Below are 16,662 nucleotides of genomic sequence, written 5' to 3' on the forward strand. Positions count from 1 at the left end.
TCACTTTGTCACATCCAGTGCGCTATTTATCACTCCTTTTGTTGCTACTCTTTACGCAACCCTTTGCCATGGCCGAAGAAAAAACACTGGTTGATAAAATATTTGCAAAGCATGACCGCGGCGAAACCATGACACCTGAGGCAGTCAAAGAAGATATTGCGCAGCTAAGCAAACTGATCCCCGCCGATGATGTGATTCGAACCGAAAAATTGCAGTTGTTAAAATGCTGGAATCAGGCCGCGGCAACTGAGCAGGAGGTGAATTCAGCGCTTGCCTATACGACCCACGCCCTTGCCAATATCCCCTCAAGCGCCAGCCCTCACTATGTCACAGACTTAACCCTCTGCCATGCTTGGTATTTGCAGTTAAGCGGCGATATAAAGGGCGCGATGAAAGGCTACGATCTGAGCGTGAAACGCGCCTATGAGTATGAAGATCTAAAGCTTATCGCCGACTCGCGCAGCCTTCGTGGCGCCCTACATTCTTATATTGGTGATTTTTCTTCGGCATTAGAAGATCTAGTGACAGCGCAGGATCTGTACGAATCATTGAATTTAACGGGCTGGGCCAATTTCAACCTTGCCGATGTAGCCACCAGCTTTAGACGCTACGGCGATCCCCAGAGCGCCATTCGTTATTACAATAAACTTAAAGATGTTTATTTAAAAAACAACAACCAAGACCAAGCAATCTTAGTCATCTCAGATATTGGCTTAGCCTTAGATGAACTCGGTGAGCACCAACAAGCGATAGAACAATTTCTGATAAGTTACCGTTACTATAAGGAACATCAAAAGACGGTTGCCGCCGCCATTGCCGCGACGAATATTGCATACAGCTTAATTCAACTCAATCGCCTCGACGAAGCCGAGCGTTATTTGGCCGAAGCTGCGGCGGTTATCACCGAAAATGAACCTACAGCCTACAGTTTTATGAAACTGTTTATGGGGGAGATCCAATTTAAACGGGGTCACTATGCCGAGGCCCTTATCGAGCTAACAGAAGGAGAAGAAGCCTTTCGTTCCCTGCAAAATGATCGGGGATTGGTTCAGCTCCTGCAGTTAAAGAGTGAAGTGTATGCCGCCATGGATAATTTACCCGCAGCCTATGGCGCATTACAGGAATTTATGGTTATCACCAAAAAAGTGGATGGCAACTCACTCGACCTACAAACCACTGAATTAAAAGTTAAATTCGATACCAGCCGCATAACATTAGAAAATGAAAGGCTCATTGAAAACCAAACACTTAAAGAGCAGGAACTTGCCCTACTTGAGCAGAATAAGTCATTGCAATACATCATCTTACTGCTAACTGTCTGCATACTCGTTATAGTCTCTCTTTTCGCCTATAAACAAGTACATCGAAATCGCCAGCTGCAAGCCATTGCCCTAACCGATTATCTGACCCAACTGCCGAATCGGCGGCATATTTATGCCCAAGCAGCCAAGTATTTCCAGCAAGCGTTAAAGCAGCAACACCCATTCTCGGTGATTATTTTCGATGCGGATCATTTCAAGCAAATCAACGATAACTTTGGCCATGAAATTGGCGATCGGGCACTGATCACTATCGCCAATGCGGGCCAAGCCCTTACGGGAAATAAAGACCATCTAGGCCGTATCGGTGGTGAAGAATTTTTGATCCTACTGCCCAATACCGATGCTCAGCGTGCCAAGGAACTTGCCCATCAACTGCAAAACAAAATCACTGAATTCAGCCATCAAGAATTACCCCATGAACTGACATTAACAGTGAGCGCCGGGGTCGCCACCCTAGGGAAAGAATCGCCAGATAAAGATTTTGCCAGCTTATTAAAGCGGGCAGACAAGGCACTCTATGCCGCTAAACATGCGGGAAGAAACTGCGTAAAATTAGCCGATGGCTTAGATGATAAGCCGGACGATGACTCAGACAATGCCTGTGCTTAAGGCTTAAGTATTTTTATGCCAAAAAATCTGATGTTCTAACGGCGGTGGTAAATCCCCAAACCAATGTTGATATAAACGGCTAAACTCGCCAGAATTCTTCATTTTTTCAAGCTCCGCCTGCCAACTTAACACCAGTTCGGCGGCAGTCCCTTTCGAAAAGGCGAGATACAGTTTGATTTCCGAAACCACATACACTTGCTGTACATCTGCTTCCTTAGCCCCAATTTCCTCCAATAGATGTTTGACGGCAAGATCAGCCTGACACCAAAAACGCACCCGAGAAAATAATAATTGTTTGGCAGACTGCTGGGGAAAACTGGCGACGAGCAGGTTATTAACGCCAGATAACGCTAATAACTGGGCACCTGCGGACTCACGGTAAACTCCCACCAAGCCCGCAGTTTTGACCTCGGCTAAATGATTAATCGTTATCGGATCGTCAGCTCTGGCATATAAAGCGATCTTACTGGTTGCTATTGGTCCAATAAAATCAAATAAGCTCTCACGCTCATCCCCTATAGAGGTCGCAAACAGCAATACATTGGCCGAGGAACTGGCAATCGAATAAGCCCGAGCCCAAGGGAGCACATCAATTTTCTCTTGCTGGCCTAATCTGGCCTGTAGCAGATTAACCAACTCCACGCCAAACCCTTGGGGAATACCATTTTGCTCATAGCTCATGGGCGGCCACACTTCGGTGACCAATTTCAATTTTTCCGCAGCCACAGATCCATCGCTAGGCAACAAGAGCAGCAGACCCATCACCAACAAGCCGAGCCTTGAGAACGACACACTCAACATAGGGTTACCAAAATGGCAGAAATTACTCTAATCATAGATATACCTATGCCCATTGCAAGGGAGCGCCTATCTTCACTGTGACAGATGAAAATCGTGCTCAACGGAGGAAAACTGTTATCATAGCGCCATCAAACCTAGCGCATTTTTTTCATTCATGTCCATTGTTACCCATAGCAACTCCAACCCACCCAATGCCCGCGAACTCGCTAGGCTCGCACTGCAGATAAAGACATGGGGCAAAGCACTCGGATTTGCACAGGTGGGTATTTGTGACACCGACCTTACAGCACAGGAAAGCCAGCTTCAAGCTTGGTTGGATAAGGGCTATCACGGCGAAATGGCCTATATGGCAAACCATGGAATGATGCGCGCGCGCCCACAGGAATTGCACCCAGGCACTGTGAGGGTGATAACGGTACGTATGGATTATTTGCCCCCAGAAGCGGGCTTTGCCACGAATCTTACCGACCCCAATCTAGGTTATATTTCCCGCTATGCCGGAGGACGCGACTATCATAAATTGATCCGCGCTCGACTTAAAAAGCTAGGGGATCAGATCAGCGCCGAATTAATTAATCTCGGTTTCGATGCCGCCGATTTTCGCCCCTTTGTCGATTCGGCTCCGATACTCGAGCGGCCCTTAGCCAAAAAAGCTGGCATCGGCTGGACGGGTAAGCACTCACTCATACTCAACCATGACGCGGGCAGTTGGTTCTTTTTAGGAGAACTACTGATCAATCTCCCCCTACCTGTGGATATCCCCATTGCCGAAGGCTGCAATACTTGCGTCGCCTGCATAACCTCCTGCCCCACGGGAGCGATTGTCGAGCCCTATGTGGTCGACGGTCGACGTTGTATTTCCTATCTCACCATAGAACTGCAGGGTGCTATCCCAGAGGAATTACGGCCACTGATGGGCAATCGCATCTACGGTTGTGATGATTGCCAACTCGTTTGCCCCATCAATCGCCAGGCGCCGCTTACGGAAGAAACCGACTTCCATATTCGTCCACAACTAAAACAGCCCGACCTTCTCAGCCTTTTTGCATGGAGTGAAGCAGAGTTTCTTAAATACACGGAGGGCAGTGCTATTCGCCGCATCGGCCATAAACGCTGGCTAAGAAATATCGCCGTTGCGCTAGGTAATGCTCCGACAACCCCCGACATCATTACCGCACTTAAGGCCCGCAATGACGGCGAAGATATCGATGAGATAGTGCGTGAGCATATCGAATGGGCACTTAAAGCCCAGCTATTGCGCCTAGCTGAAAGCGAGGCAACAGCCCAACAAAAAGCCCGCCGTAAAACCGATCGCATAGTGCGAATTATCGAGAAAGGTTTACCACGGGATGCCTAAGTTCAGGTTCAGGTTCAGGTTCAGGTTCAGGTTCAAGTTCAAGTTCAAGTTCAGGCTCAATTTTCCTAGCCATCTAAAATGGCAGTAAAAAACCAGATATATCAATATCTGGCTTTATATGGATAATGCCTAATTCCTAAAACTACACCCTTAGCCAAGGCGGCGACGCAATTCGCGGGTCGCATCGACCATGTTCTTCAGCGCAGGTTCTACCTCAGCCCAAGTGCGGGTCTTAAGGCCGCAGTCGGGGTTAACCCAAAGTTGGCGCACAGGCACTTTTTGCGCAGCTTTTTCGATAAGCTGCACCATGGCCTCAACACTTGGGGTATTGGGCGAGTGGATATCGTAAACGCCTGGGCCAATTTCATTTGGATATTCAAAATCTTCAAAGGCGTTGAGCAGCTCCATGCGTGAGCGCGAAGTCTCTATGGTGATCACGTCCGCATCCATGGCGGCAATCGCGGCAATAGTGTCATTAAACTCGCTGTAGCACATGTGAGTGTGGATTTGGGTTTCATCCACCACACCCGCCGCACTCAGTTTAAAGGCATTGACCGCCCAATCTAAGTAAGCCTGCCACTCGCTTTGTTTTAATGGCAACCCTTCACGGAAGGCGGGCTCATCAATTTGAATAATGCCAATGCCCGCATTTTGTAAATCCACCACTTCATCACGAATCGCCAGCGCCAATTGGGTGGCTATGGTATCGCGGCCGATATCTTCACGGGCAAACGACCAATGCAGAATCGTCACCGGACCCGTTAACATGCCTTTGACAGGCTTGTCGGTAAGACTCTGGGCAAACTCAGCCCAATCAACCGTCATGGCCTTAGGGCGACTCACATCACCATAAATCAATGGTGGCTTAACACAGCGAGAACCATAGCTCTGCACCCAACCATTTTTGGTAAAGCCCACACCTTCGAGCTGCTCACCGAAGTATTCCACCATATCATTGCGCTCGGCCTCACCGTGCACTAGCACATCGATACCAAGTTTAAGCTGGCGATCAATAGTATCTCGGGTCACTTGCTGCAACTGCTCGGTATATTGGGCATCGCTTAGCTCACCCTTGCGCCAGCGGCTACGTAGTCCGCGGATTGCCGGTGTTTGTGGGAATGAGCCGATGGTAGTCGTTGGCAACAATGGCAAACGATACTTACGCTGCTGCACCGCTTGGCGCTCACTAAACTCACTCACACGCTCATAATCGGCTTGAGTGAGTGCCGCAACACGGGCGATCACTTTAGCATCCGCCGCCTGCGCCTTGGCCTCACGGCGTGCCAAACAGGTGTTCACTATCTCTTTGGCCGCGAGAGACTCAGGGGCCTGCAACAATTGGCGCACATTAGCCAATTCCAACAGCTTTTGCTTAGCAAACGCGAGCTGCTGACGTAGCATCGGGGCGAGCGTTGTCTCCACCTCTAAATCCACAGGGCTGTGAAGGAGTGAACAGGAGGTGCCAATCCATAAACGCTGGCCTAAGTCTCTGGCAACACTGCCTATGCGCTCGACAATCTGATCAACCTCTGCCGCCCACACATTGCGGCCATTGATTACACCAACAGACAGAATTTGATCTGGTCTTAAGGCATTGGCAAACAAGGTCAATTGCTCAGGCGCAGTCACTAAATCTAAGTGCAGACCGGCAACAGGCAGCGCGGATACCAAAGCCTGATGATGGCTAATGCAGCCATAGTAACTCGTGAGTAAAATCTTCACTTGAGCCGTTTTAAGCGCTTGATAGGCTTGGCTAATCGCCGCTTGCCACTCATTAGTCAATTCGAGTGCGAGGATTGGCTCTTCAAGTTGCACCCAAGTCACGCCCTGCGCAGCAAAACGCGCAAGAATGTCGGTATAAGTCTTTAATAAATTAGGCAATAAACTCAGTTTATCGAAATCTTGGCCAACGGTTTTCGCCAGATACAAGTAACTCACGGGGCCTAATAACACGGGCTTGGCCTGATAACCCAGTGCCTGTGCCTCGGCCACTTCATCAAAAAACTGCTCATAGGCGATAGAGAACTCTTGGTCTTGCTTAAGCTCTGGCACTAAGTAGTGATAGTTAGTGTTGAAATACTTAGTCATTTCCGAGGCTGGCGCATCGGCGCCACTTGGCGCACGGCCACGGGCAACGCGGAATAAGGTATCGAGATCGATAGCACCTTCACCGCGGTGGCGATCAGGAATGGCGTTAAGGGTCGCACTCAGGGTTAACACTTGATCGTAAAAGGCAAAATCACCCACTGGTACTTGCTCAATCCCCGCAGCCACTTGCCATTGCCAATGGGTGCGGCGCAACTCCTTAGCCACTTCATGCAGCTCGGCTTGAGTGCTCTCACCGCGCCAGTATTTTTCGAGGGCAAACTTCAGTTCACGACGACGCCCGATACGGGGAAACCCAAGACTGTTTAATTGCATACCATATCTTCCTTTATTTGAGATAAGCCATATTCGGCACTTGCACCCAGTCGATGGTGTTTTCTTGGCAACTTTTCGCATTTAAGCCTAGATAAATCACAATGGGCGTCTGGACGTCTAGAAGTTTATTGTGATAGTCTCTATGCCAGCAATCGAATTGATTTCAAGCACAACATGAGCGAAATTCACTTGGAGTGATCATGATCGAACTAAGACATCTGCGAACCTTAATGGCCCTGAAGGAAAGTGGCAGCTTGGCGGGCGCAGCCAAAAAACGTTTTGTCACCCAATCGGCTCTCTCCCATCAAATTAAGGAGTTAGAGCAACGAATTAACTCGCCTATTTTTGTGCGTAAAAGTAAACCCCTCTCCTTTACCCAAGAAGGCGCACGCCTGTTGCACCTCGCCGAGGAGATCCTGCCTAAGGTGTTGGAGACGGAAACCGATCTGAAAAATGGGCTGGAGACCGAAACCAATCAGCTAAGAGTGGGAATTGAATGTCACAGCTGTTTTCGCTGGTTAATGCCAGTGATGGAGCAATTTAGGCGAGATCATCCGCAGGCCGAGTTAGATCTTTCCAGCCGCCATCTATTCGACTCGCTCAATGCCCTAGAAATGGGTGAACTCGATATAGTGCTCACCTCGGATCCCGTGCCAGGACATTCACTCGCCTATCAGCATTTATTTGATTTTGAAGTGAAGTTAGTAGTTGCCAAGGATCATCCCTTAGCGAAAGAAGCCTATGTCACGCCAAAGCAGTTAGCGCGTTTGCCTATTATCAGTTATCCAGTACCACTGGCGCGTTTAGATATTTACCGCCACTTCTTAGAACCCGCAGGTGTAGAAGCGGGTGAGCAAAAGACCTGTGACTTGACCATGATGTTATTGCAACGCATCGCCTGTAAGGACGGTATCGCCGCCCTGCCCAATTGGTCAATCAACGAAGGGCATGGTTTAAGCCTCGCCTCCGTCAAACTGGGGCAAGAAGGCTTAAAACGCCCACTATTTGGCGCCTACCGCCGCCACAGCGCGAACTCGGCCTTAGTGCAAAACTGGCTGCAACTGGTGGCAAGTGAAGGGTTAGCTCGCCAGCAAAAAACCAATTAAGCTTTGAAATCGATAACAAAAAAGCCTGCTATTGCAGGCTTTGTTATTATCAGAAGAACTTACAGCGGATTAAGCAATAAACCGCGCATTGACAATACTCGGCGCAGAATTAACCCCGGCGAATTTGGATTACGGGTCTGGCGCAAATTATGGGCGATCATAAACTCTTGGCGCAGATCTTGGTCGAGATCTAAGGCCTCAAAAGCTTCGATAGTCAAGGTTTGCTGCTGGTTATCAATCAAAGACTTAATCACGCTTAACGGGAAAGACTCCTCCGAACTGGCATTCAAATAGGCAAAGGCGGTGAGTGCAATAATTTGGCCAAATACACTAAATAACGCTAGGGTTTGCACTTCATCGGGATCGACATCGATCCCCTTCATTTCGGCTAAACTATCAACCGCATCGGTGGCGATATTTTCGGTTAATTTCCAATAACCTTGCACTAACTTCTTATAGGGTTGTGGCAATTCATCGAGGCGTTCTTTCAAATAAAACGTGAAGGCATAGCGGTAGATATTCACTTGGCCTAAACGGATTAGGGCATCTTTTAAGGAACGTGATTTAGGATTCACTACGCCAGAAGCCTGCGCCGAATTACTACGCATCAACATATGCGCCGACAATGCCGGATCGCTCGAAATAATATCGATCACATTACGAATATCGCCTTCGGCAAGGATCGCCTTTTTGAGCGGAATAAGAATTCCTCGGCGGCCAATCACTTGCTCTTCATTCGCTATGATGGCTCTCACTTGAGTAAAAACCTGTTGCTCAAGATCTGTCATAAGACACTTTACACCTGTTAATTAGCTATAAGATGATTCGAATACCGCTCACATCATACCCAAACTACAAAGAATTTCAGCCCTAAGTCGCAGAATAATTGTGACAATCCTTAAGAGTGGTGGATCCACAACGCAAGCTGCAGCTTTCCCCTCATAAATATAGGGTTAAGTGACAAAGAATACACCCTGAATGTTGATTTTTCTCTGTGGCAGGCACCAGAAATAACAAAGCCAGACTCAGTCTGGCTTTAAAAGGGTACATATCAGTTTTACGCTTAGAAACGGTAACCTACCGTAAAACGAATATCTCGGCCTCGGCCAGCGTAATAGCCATCATATGTTCCACCAGCATAATAGCCAGCACTGACATAGTCTTTATCAAATAGGTTATCGATACGCAGGTTGGCTAACCAAGCGTCACGGGTGTAGTTAAGGGCTAAATTGCCGAGCACATAACTGGCAAGTTTATCGCCTTCATTAGCATTATCCCCTTCAACAAAGCGCTCGCCCGTGTAAATCGCCTCGGCAAATGCTTGAAAATGCTCGGCAAAATCCATACTGAGATAACCGCGTCCCGAGTGCTCCGCCACCCAAGACAGGGCTTTGCCCTCATTCACGCCGTCGGTAAATTCGGCATCAATATAGTTATATTCCAGCCCTAACTGCAACGCTTGAGTCACCTGCCAATCCCAATCGGCACTCACGCCATAACGGCGTGAAGCATCGGCATTGACGTTCGCCCCCTGGAAGCTACCACCATCAGGCTTTTCGGCGCTCGGATCGAAGACAATTTCATCTTCTAAATCGAGACGATATAAGCTGACGCGTAGGCTTTGGCTAGCAAGAGTCCAATCCCAACCCGCCTCATAGGAGCGGCCCGTCTGCGGCTTTAGGCCATACACATCTTTCGGGGTGTAGGCTTGCTCATCGACCTTAGCGAAACGAAAGTTTTCATCACCGCGTAGATACAATCTGTGCTCCGCGCTCGGGCGATAGTTTAACCCCAACTCGAATGCGGTCGCATCTTCATCTAAATCGATGCCATTTGGATAGACATTGCCATCGACTAACTCGTCGGTCACCCGCGCATAACGTCCGCCCACCACATAACTTAAGGTATGGCTTAATGGCACAGTGGCTTGCAGGTAAGCACTTTGCATGTCCTGCACATTGCTACGCGCCATAGAATCGTAATCGGCCTTACCACGGCTGATATCTAAGCCTGTCACTAGGTTTAGCTCGCCTTGACGAGTGTTGTAGTTAGCTAAAGCTTTGGGGCTAAACACCAACAGCGATCGGGTGTTATGGCTACCCGCGCCCCAATTGACGGAGCTGACTAAGGTATCGCTGTAATCCAGATCTGCCGCGAACGCCCAGTTCTGGTTAAGCTGATGCTGATAGCCGCTGCGCGCCGCAGTGGTCATCTCATGAACATATTCGCTTTTATTGGAAGACTGGCGTGGGTCGTATTTGAATTGTTCGACTGTCAATGCCCCTGGATTTTCGCGGTCATCGTCGTAATAGCTGGTTTCAACGAAGAAAGAATCGGTAGCGGTTTTATATTGAATGCGGCCAAGGATCGAGCCGGTTTCGTTGGCATTATGCTGACGATAGTTGTCACCTTGGTTGTAGCTACCGGTTAGAAAATAGCGCCAATCCTTGTTGATCGCGCCGGACACATCGCCGCGGCCTTCGTAGGTATTAAAGCTACCGCCGGATAATTGCACGCTGCCGCCGGTATTTTCAGGTGATTTAGTGACAATGTTGATCACCCCACCCACGGCCTGATCGCCGTAGAGCACACCCGCACTGCCGGATAAAATTTCAATCCGTTCAACAAGATTTAGGGGAATTGCATTTAAGCTAGGGGCGGCGATATCGATATTATTTAGGCGGCGACCATCGAGCAAAATCAAAGTGTTATTAACGGCAGTGCTCGCACTAAAACCACGCATCGCAAAACTAGTACCGATATTATTATCGGAAATTTGGATCCCACTTTGGCCACGTAAAACATCGGTCACACTGGTGGCGCCACTCATTTCAATCGCTGCGGCGTCAATCACATTCACATTGGCGGCAATATTTAAAGGGGTCTTATCAGCACGACCAATCACCACAATATGTTCATCGACTTTGGCTGTGTTGGTTTCATCGGCAGCCACGGCGGGCGCGATAACAGAAAAACTGCAAAGGCTGCCGATCAGCAGCGCGATTTTTGTTGGATGTGTTCCCATTTTACCTTTAACTCCAGAAGGAAAACGGGGCATTGGCGCCACGATACCGTTGCTCCAGTATAAATACGGACACTACTATCGCATTTTGAGATCTGCCCACCGAAATCTCAAAAACACCTTCAGGGCCGGTCTCCGGACTTAGGCTATATTAATCCAATCAATAGAAGGACTAACGCGAAACCAACCTTTACACATTGAGCCGATAGGGTTCATCTTGAACATCGCTATCCAATGCGGCCGTTTCTCACCATTTACCGTTGCGGGGGCAGTGCCAGAATTCCACTGGCTTCCCGATTATCTCGCGGCCTTAGCACGCAAGCACCTCAGAAGGTTGACTAAAAATCTGCTTCCACTCTCAAATCAAGCTACCAATCAAGCTAGGTAAACATACTTTGAAGAGCGGTGTTGCTCAGCACCATTAGGCACTGAGCGCGCGCATTATAGACGTCTATACGGATGAAAGTCTATGACTCTCGCACTAGGGGTATCAGCTACTTCAATGAAAAGGGCCCGAGGGCGGAGATAAAGTCTGCACTATTGGCTGCCTGCAGCGGTGGTTTATCCGCAGAAAAAACATCGCCACGCATCGATTTATGCAGTAAATACAAATCTTTTTTACCACTTACCACAGTGTAATAACCAATTTCACCCTGGGGATTTGAGGTAAAGGTACTCGGATTAAACTGGGTCGCGCCATGGACATGCGGCATTGTGGTACACCCGAGAATGGCCTGAAAGCCTTCGTGACCATCCACTTGAGTAGCACCCAGTTTTTGATAAACCACTTCACCGTCACAGGCGGCTTGGTAAGCCTCGGCCATCGCATCTAAAAACTGCTTGGGGCTGGCGCTTTCGGCCATGCCCTTAAAGCCCTGCACACAAAACAGCGTGCTCCATTGGTTGAGCGCTTCGAGCTCAGGCACAAACTCTGCCATAAACACGCCGTCACGCTCTTCATGGTGGGCTTGCTTCCAACCACTGGGGAGATTAAATCCTAACTGCTGACCAAATACCGGCAATACGTGGCTATGGGAGGCATAATCCTCGCCTCTGGGCTTATCTAAGGTCGCTTGTGCGGACTCAGATCCCATTAAACCACAGAGCTGCAATACACTTATGCCTTGAATTACACCCACCCGAGCACTCAATGCTAATTTCATATTTATCATCCTTGTATCGCTAACCTGAGCGAATTATGAAATTGAATAGAAAACATCCTGCATTCTAGCCAAGAATTTAACGGGAAAACAGTTAAAACACAGATTAAATACAACTTTAACAGCAAGAATCACCGCAAAACCGACAATAACAGTGAAACATGCCATTTACCAGCGAAGTGACGGTAAATTTACCCAGCTAAAATATGCTTTAATCAAATGACCAAGTCACTTTACGCTGCGGCCTTTCCTTGCTCAAAATCGCCTGACGTTGCTCTGGAGTTTCACACTGGGCAGCGGGGGATAAATCCAGCGGCTTAATCACTAAGGAGTCCGCAGGTTGTACGGGCGATTTGTCGAACATTGCCAGATTCATCGACCAAGATACCCATTCGCCCTTTTCACTGATGCCGACATAACCCTCATTTCCTCGGCCTAACCAAGTCAGGCGCGGAATACGTGCAATCAACTTCTCCACATTTTCACGGTTTGCGCGATAACCAACGGGTACCACTTTGCCATCGGGACGCGTAAACACAAAGGAGGCTGGCCCTTGGGTAATTACGCTGCCTTCCTGCCAATATTTATCAAGAATCTCTTGGGCATAGTGAAAGCCAAACATATAAGCGTAGTCAGTATCGTCGGCCACTATTTGCGGCACGGCCTTATCCCGCAGTAATAAAAAGCCTGAGCCGATGCTGATAATCTCTTTTACCCCTGTGATATCGGTTTTTTTAATCCAATCGACACCACAGTTAATCCCATCACCCCAAAAATGTGCATCCCCCGTAGGACTTAAAATCGCAAAGGCACAATTGTTTGCCGTGATACTCGCCACATCCTTTAAGGCGCTGCGAATAGGATAGGTATCACTGCGCCAGCCCCAACTCACCACAGAGCCATCCTTTTTTAAGGCGGCATAGGTGCTTTGAAAATATTCGATCTTCGCCACATCAGTAAGCTGCGGGAGCAGTTTTTTCATATTGGTCGACTCTTCAACCTGCCCCCAAATCACAGCACTACCTTCTTTTTTGAGAGCAATAAAACTGCGTCCCTTAGCAAAGATATCGACTACATCAACTAATTGATCCTGCACATGTAAGCTATTGCCACCGTAAGGGCCATAACCCCAAGTGTGTACTTTGCCGTTAGCATCGAGGGCGGCAATGGCCTCTTGATTGGCGAACAACTTGGTAATATTGGTCATGCGGTTTTGCAGCGCTTTATCTAGGCTGAATTTCCCAGCATTGCCCCAGTACACCACAGTGCCATCTTGACGCAGCGCGGCAAACCCGTCCTTCACTGGGACGATTTGCTTAACTTGCTTAAGCTGCTCCATCACCTCGCGGCTATCACCGCCAGCATAGCTATCACCCCAAGTGATCACCTCACCGGATTGGGTTAACGCCGCAAAGGCCGAACTGTTGGTGACCACAGTCTCGATGGCGGGTAAATCACAGGGAATATGTCGATACTGTGGACTCGGATTCTCCTTAAATTGGATCAGTTTGCCGTTATCAAACTGCAATAAGGCTTCCTTATCATTTTCGAATACCGTTAAGGGTTTAGGCTGACTACAAGCGGTTAATTGCAGGGCGATTAAGGCCGCTACTAATGCCAAAGGGCGAGAAATGGGTGCCAAAGGGCGAGGAATTGGATAAGACTGCATAACTTATTTCCCTGTCGTTGCTGAAAATGATAATTGTTGGAAACTGTCGTTGCTAAACACTTATCTTAGCAACAATTTAAGCGGGGCTATTGTAGCAGCCTATTGATAAAAATCGGAAAAAGCTCACACTTTGCCCCAAAAACCAAGCGTAGGCTAGCAGCCGATAGCCAGCGTGCTATTCTAAGCCTCCATTCCAACGGTTTAAAGGAGTAACTGTATGACTCGCCATATTATTCTGGATTGCGATCCCGGCCATGACGATGCTATCGCCCTGATCTTAGCCCTAGCCCACCCAGAGCTTGTACCTCTGGCCGTGACCACCAGTGCGGGCAATCAAACACCGGATAAAACCCTCAATAATGCACTGCGGATCTTAACCCTATTAAACCGCAGCGATATTCCTGTAGCGGGCGGCGCGGTTAAACCCTTAACCCGGGAATTAATGATTGCAGATAATGTACACGGTGAAACCGGGCTCGATGGGCCAGCACTGCCAGCACAGAGTTTTGAGCCGCAAGCACTCAATGCCGTCGAGTTGATGGCGCAGAAGATCCGCCAAAGTGAAAAGCCTGTGACACTCATTCCCACGGGGCCACTGACCAATATTGCGCTATTGCTGGCCAGCCACCACGAATTGCACGCCAAGATTGAGCGAATAGTGCTAATGGGCGGCGCCACCGGTGTGGGCAATTGGACGCCTGCCGCCGAGTTTAATATTTTTGTCGACCCCGAGGCCGCCGATATCGTGTTTAAATCGGGGATCCCTATTACCATGTGCGGGCTGGATGTCACCCATCAGGCGCAAATCATGGATGAAGATATCGAACGTATTCGCGCCATTCCCAACCCTATTGCTCAGTGTGTCGCCGAATTGCTGGATTTCTTTATGATTTACCACAGGGATCCCAAATGGGGCTTTGTTGGCGCACCATTGCACGACCCTTGCACTATTGCTTGGCTACTCAAACCTGAACTGTTTGAAGCCCAAGATTGCTGGGTTGGAATTGAAACCCAAAGCGAGTTAACGCTGGGCATGACAGTGGTCGATCGCTATCAGCTCACGGGTAAAGCCGCCAATGCTACAGTGCTATTTGGACTCGATAGACAAGGCTTTGTCGATTTACTGGTGGACAGTTTAGGTGTCTATGATGCAACTTATCTCAATCGCAGATGAAAACCACAGTGAGTCTTCTATGAGCCAGATACTTGTTATCGGCAGTGCTAATGCCGACCATGTGATGAAATTTGAATACCTTCCCGCGCCGGGGCAAACCTTGATGTGCCGCGAGTATCGGCTAGAACACGGTGGCAAAGGAGCCAATCAAGCCGTGGCCTGTGCACGTTTAAGCCAACCCCATTCACAAATCGATTTTATCTGCCATTTAGGCCAAGACAGCGTGGGGAACGACATGCGTCAAAGCTGGGTACAAGATGGCATAAAGAGCGATGGCATCACTCAAAAGGCAGCGATGGGCACAGGCACTGCCATGATTTTTATCGGTGACAATGGTGAAAATACCATAGGCGTTGCCGCTGGAGCCAATGCCAGCCTGTTACCCGATGATTTAGAACAACATTATGCTCTGTTTGCCAATGCTCAATTCCTGCTCACGCAACTAGAAACCCCAGCCTCCACTGTTGTCAAAGCTTTGCAAATGGCGAAAAAACTTGGGGTGACGACCATACTCAACCCAGCCCCTGCCACAGTATTGCATCAAGATTGTCTTAAGTGGGTTGATATTATCACCCCCAATGAGACCGAGGCCGAAGCTTTAACGGGCGTGGAGATCAACCACCTCGATGATGCGCAATTAGCCGCGCAGCTACTCCACCAGCAAGGTGTCGGTATTGTAGTGATCACCTTAGGTTCTAGGGGTGCCTATATCAGCAGCCCAGGCTTTACCGGGCTTATCCCTGCCCTTGACGTTCAAGCCATAGATACAGTCGCGGCGGGGGATACCTTCAACGGCGCGCTCGTTGTCGGCTTAAGTGAAGGAATGTCAATTACTGCCGCAGTCGGCTTCGCCAACGCCGCCTCCGCAATTACCGTCACCCGCGAAGGCGCCCAGCGTGCCATTCCCTATCGCAGCGAAGTTCCGCATTAATACCATGGGTGCGGCAGATTGTCGCACCCTGACTATTTCATCCGAAAGTTGCATATACATAATTTACATACCGAATTCATTCCCATTTAATAAAGATTACCTATGCTGGTAAGCGCACGGTCGAACCAGAATGGTTCGGCTACCCTTGTTCAAAATAAGGAAGTATCAGATGAAAGCGAAAAGCACCACTTTCCGTAATATGACTAGCGCTAGCCTACTCGGCCTAGGATTATTCGTCGCCAGTCAGGCGAGTGCTAACGAATGTGAACTCAAGATTGCCGCGACAGACGCTATGCAATTTGACACTAAAGAGCTGTCTGTTCCTGCGACCTGTAAAGAAGTGACACTCACGCTAACCCACACAGGCACCCTGCCAAAAGCCGCCATGGGCCACAACTGGGTATTAACCAAAGCCGCTGATATGTCTGCCGTTGCTACCGATGGTATGAGTGCGGGCGCCGATGCTGCCTATGTAAAGGCCGATGATAGTCGCGTTATCGCTCACACATCCTTAGTGGGTGGCGGCGAATCAACCTCAGTGACGTTTAGCACTGCGGGTATGAGCGCGACGGAAGCTTACCAATTTTTCTGCAGTTTCCCTGGCCATTGGGCAATTATGCAGGGCAGTTTTAAGCTAAAGGCCTAATGGGATTATTAGGGTAAAGATTCCGTTTTAAGACCAAAAACAAAAAACCTCCAATGGAGGTTTTTTTGTTTGATAGGCTTTTCTGTTTGATAATTAGTGACAGCTCACGACTATTCTTCGTCGATATCGTCTTCGTCATCAAAATCATCGGCATCGGTTGCGGCTTCAGCCGCTAATGCCGCCGCTAATTTTGCCTTAGCTTGTTTTTCTGAGCGACGCTTATTGCGCTCGGCCAGCGTGCCTAAAAACACTTGTAACTCGGCCTGACCCCAAGCTTGTGCTTCGGCTTCAGTTGCAAAACCATCATGGCTTTTAGACACAACCGTTTTGGTCGAGGTCATGCGACGGGTAATTTCAGTTTTCCAACCGTTGTCGCCCTGTGCCACGCGAAAATCGTATTTTTTGCCCTTGCTCATTCTGCTCTATTTCCTAAATGATGCTTGT

13 protein-coding genes and 1 riboswitch are annotated in these 16,662 nt (G+C 48.7%); of the genes, 6 read left to right on the forward strand and 7 right to left on the reverse strand.

The window, feature by feature from the left end:
• The first annotated feature begins 5 nt into the window (after positions 1 to 5).
• Positions 6 to 1,931: a GGDEF domain-containing protein gene (locus MJO46_RS09205; RefSeq protein ID WP_253989050.1), complete on the forward strand. Its 1,926-nt coding sequence runs from the start codon at positions 6 to 8 to the stop codon at positions 1,929 to 1,931.
• Positions 1,932 to 1,934: 3 nt separating this feature from the next.
• On the opposite strand, the gene MJO46_RS09210 is transcribed toward MJO46_RS09205, so the two are convergent.
• Positions 1,935 to 2,732 carry an ABC transporter substrate-binding protein gene (locus tag MJO46_RS09210; protein WP_253989051.1) on the reverse strand — a complete coding sequence of 266 codons (798 nt, stop codon included), beginning with the start codon at positions 2,730 to 2,732 and terminating at the stop codon, positions 1,935 to 1,937.
• Between the two features lie 154 nt (positions 2,733 to 2,886).
• Here MJO46_RS09210 and queG point away from each other — a divergent pair, with 154 nt between their 5' ends.
• Complete coding sequence (gene queG / locus MJO46_RS09215) at positions 2,887 to 4,089, forward strand: tRNA epoxyqueuosine(34) reductase QueG (protein WP_253989052.1); 1,203 nt, start codon at positions 2,887 to 2,889, stop codon at positions 4,087 to 4,089.
• A gap of 150 nt (positions 4,090 to 4,239) precedes the next feature.
• Here the strand turns inward: queG and metE are convergent, their stop codons facing one another.
• Complete coding sequence (gene metE, locus MJO46_RS09220; RefSeq protein ID WP_253989053.1) at positions 4,240 to 6,510, reverse strand: 5-methyltetrahydropteroyltriglutamate--homocysteine S-methyltransferase; 2,271 nt, start codon at positions 6,508 to 6,510, stop codon at positions 4,240 to 4,242.
• A gap of 200 nt (positions 6,511 to 6,710) precedes the next feature.
• Between metE and MJO46_RS09225 the strand changes: the two genes are divergently transcribed.
• The gene (locus tag MJO46_RS09225; protein WP_253989054.1) at positions 6,711 to 7,616 is read left to right on the forward strand and encodes a LysR family transcriptional regulator; all 906 of its coding nucleotides are present in this window, start codon (positions 6,711 to 6,713) and stop codon (positions 7,614 to 7,616) included.
• Positions 7,617 to 7,675: 59 nt separating this feature from the next.
• On the opposite strand, the gene MJO46_RS09230 is transcribed toward MJO46_RS09225, so the two are convergent.
• The 4 genes from MJO46_RS09230 to MJO46_RS09245 all read right to left on the reverse strand — a co-directional run bounded on the left by MJO46_RS09230 (position 7,676) and on the right by MJO46_RS09245 (position 13,467).
• Positions 7,676 to 8,404 (reverse strand): HDOD domain-containing protein, encoded by a 729-nt coding sequence (locus MJO46_RS09230; RefSeq protein WP_253989055.1) that lies wholly within the window; start codon positions 8,402 to 8,404, stop codon positions 7,676 to 7,678.
• A 275-nt stretch (positions 8,405 to 8,679) separates the two neighbouring features.
• On the reverse strand, positions 8,680 to 10,641 hold the full coding sequence (locus tag MJO46_RS09235) for a TonB-dependent receptor (protein ID WP_253989056.1): 1,962 nt from the start codon (positions 10,639 to 10,641) through the stop codon (positions 8,680 to 8,682).
• A gap of 105 nt (positions 10,642 to 10,746) precedes the next feature.
• Positions 10,747 to 10,982, reverse strand: a riboswitch (cobalamin riboswitch).
• 150 nt (positions 10,983 to 11,132) lie between these two features.
• The gene (locus tag MJO46_RS09240) at positions 11,133 to 11,801 is read right to left on the reverse strand and encodes a hypothetical protein (protein ID WP_253989057.1); all 669 of its coding nucleotides are present in this window, start codon (positions 11,799 to 11,801) and stop codon (positions 11,133 to 11,135) included.
• 208 nt (positions 11,802 to 12,009) lie between these two features.
• Positions 12,010 to 13,467, reverse strand: coding sequence for a hypothetical protein (locus MJO46_RS09245; RefSeq protein ID WP_253989058.1), 1,458 nt, complete (start codon positions 13,465 to 13,467; stop codon positions 12,010 to 12,012).
• Between the two features lie 217 nt (positions 13,468 to 13,684).
• Between MJO46_RS09245 and rihA the strand changes: the two genes are divergently transcribed.
• The 3 genes from rihA (at position 13,685) to azu (ending at position 16,218) form a co-directional block, all read left to right on the forward strand.
• Positions 13,685 to 14,641, forward strand: coding sequence for a pyrimidine-specific ribonucleoside hydrolase RihA (gene rihA / locus MJO46_RS09250; protein ID WP_253989059.1), 957 nt, complete (start codon positions 13,685 to 13,687; stop codon positions 14,639 to 14,641).
• A 19-nt stretch (positions 14,642 to 14,660) separates the two neighbouring features.
• The gene (rbsK, locus tag MJO46_RS09255) at positions 14,661 to 15,572 is read left to right on the forward strand and encodes a ribokinase (RefSeq protein WP_253989060.1); all 912 of its coding nucleotides are present in this window, start codon (positions 14,661 to 14,663) and stop codon (positions 15,570 to 15,572) included.
• Positions 15,573 to 15,741: 169 nt separating this feature from the next.
• Entirely contained in the window at positions 15,742 to 16,218 is a 477-nt protein-coding gene (gene azu, locus MJO46_RS09260; protein ID WP_198781007.1) for an azurin, read from the forward strand.
• Positions 16,219 to 16,328: 110 nt separating this feature from the next.
• Here azu and MJO46_RS09265 read toward each other — a convergent pair whose 3' ends face one another.
• Complete coding sequence (locus tag MJO46_RS09265; protein ID WP_198781008.1) at positions 16,329 to 16,634, reverse strand: DUF3622 domain-containing protein; 306 nt, start codon at positions 16,632 to 16,634, stop codon at positions 16,329 to 16,331.
• Positions 16,635 to 16,662 lie beyond the last annotated feature (28 nt).

Origin of the sequence: Shewanella sp. KJ2020 (genome assembly GCF_024197625.1) — a bacterium.
Taxonomy (GTDB): Bacteria; Pseudomonadota; Gammaproteobacteria; order Enterobacterales; family Shewanellaceae; genus Shewanella.

Coding starts and splice junctions, on each gene's coding strand:
- MJO46_RS09210 (WP_253989051.1), bottom strand. CDS start 2,732: ATGTTGAGTGTGTCGTTCTCAAGGCTCGGCTTGTTGGTGATGGGTCTG.
- queG (WP_253989052.1), top strand. CDS start 2,887: ATGTCCATTGTTACCCATAGCAACTCCAACCCACCCAATGCCCGCGAA.
- metE (WP_253989053.1), bottom strand. CDS start 6,510: ATGCAATTAAACAGTCTTGGGTTTCCCCGTATCGGGCGTCGTCGTGAA.
- MJO46_RS09225 (WP_253989054.1), top strand. CDS start 6,711: ATGATCGAACTAAGACATCTGCGAACCTTAATGGCCCTGAAGGAAAGT.
- MJO46_RS09230 (WP_253989055.1), bottom strand. CDS start 8,404: ATGACAGATCTTGAGCAACAGGTTTTTACTCAAGTGAGAGCCATCATA.
- MJO46_RS09235 (WP_253989056.1), bottom strand. CDS start 10,641: ATGGGAACACATCCAACAAAAATCGCGCTGCTGATCGGCAGCCTTTGC.
- MJO46_RS09240 (WP_253989057.1), bottom strand. CDS start 11,801: ATGAAATTAGCATTGAGTGCTCGGGTGGGTGTAATTCAAGGCATAAGT.
- MJO46_RS09245 (WP_253989058.1), bottom strand. CDS start 13,467: ATGCAGTCTTATCCAATTCCTCGCCCTTTGGCACCCATTTCTCGCCCT.
- rihA (WP_253989059.1), top strand. CDS start 13,685: ATGACTCGCCATATTATTCTGGATTGCGATCCCGGCCATGACGATGCT.
- rbsK (WP_253989060.1), top strand. CDS start 14,661: ATGAGCCAGATACTTGTTATCGGCAGTGCTAATGCCGACCATGTGATG.
- azu (WP_198781007.1), top strand. CDS start 15,742: ATGAAAGCGAAAAGCACCACTTTCCGTAATATGACTAGCGCTAGCCTA.
- MJO46_RS09265 (WP_198781008.1), bottom strand. CDS start 16,634: ATGAGCAAGGGCAAAAAATACGATTTTCGCGTGGCACAGGGCGACAAC.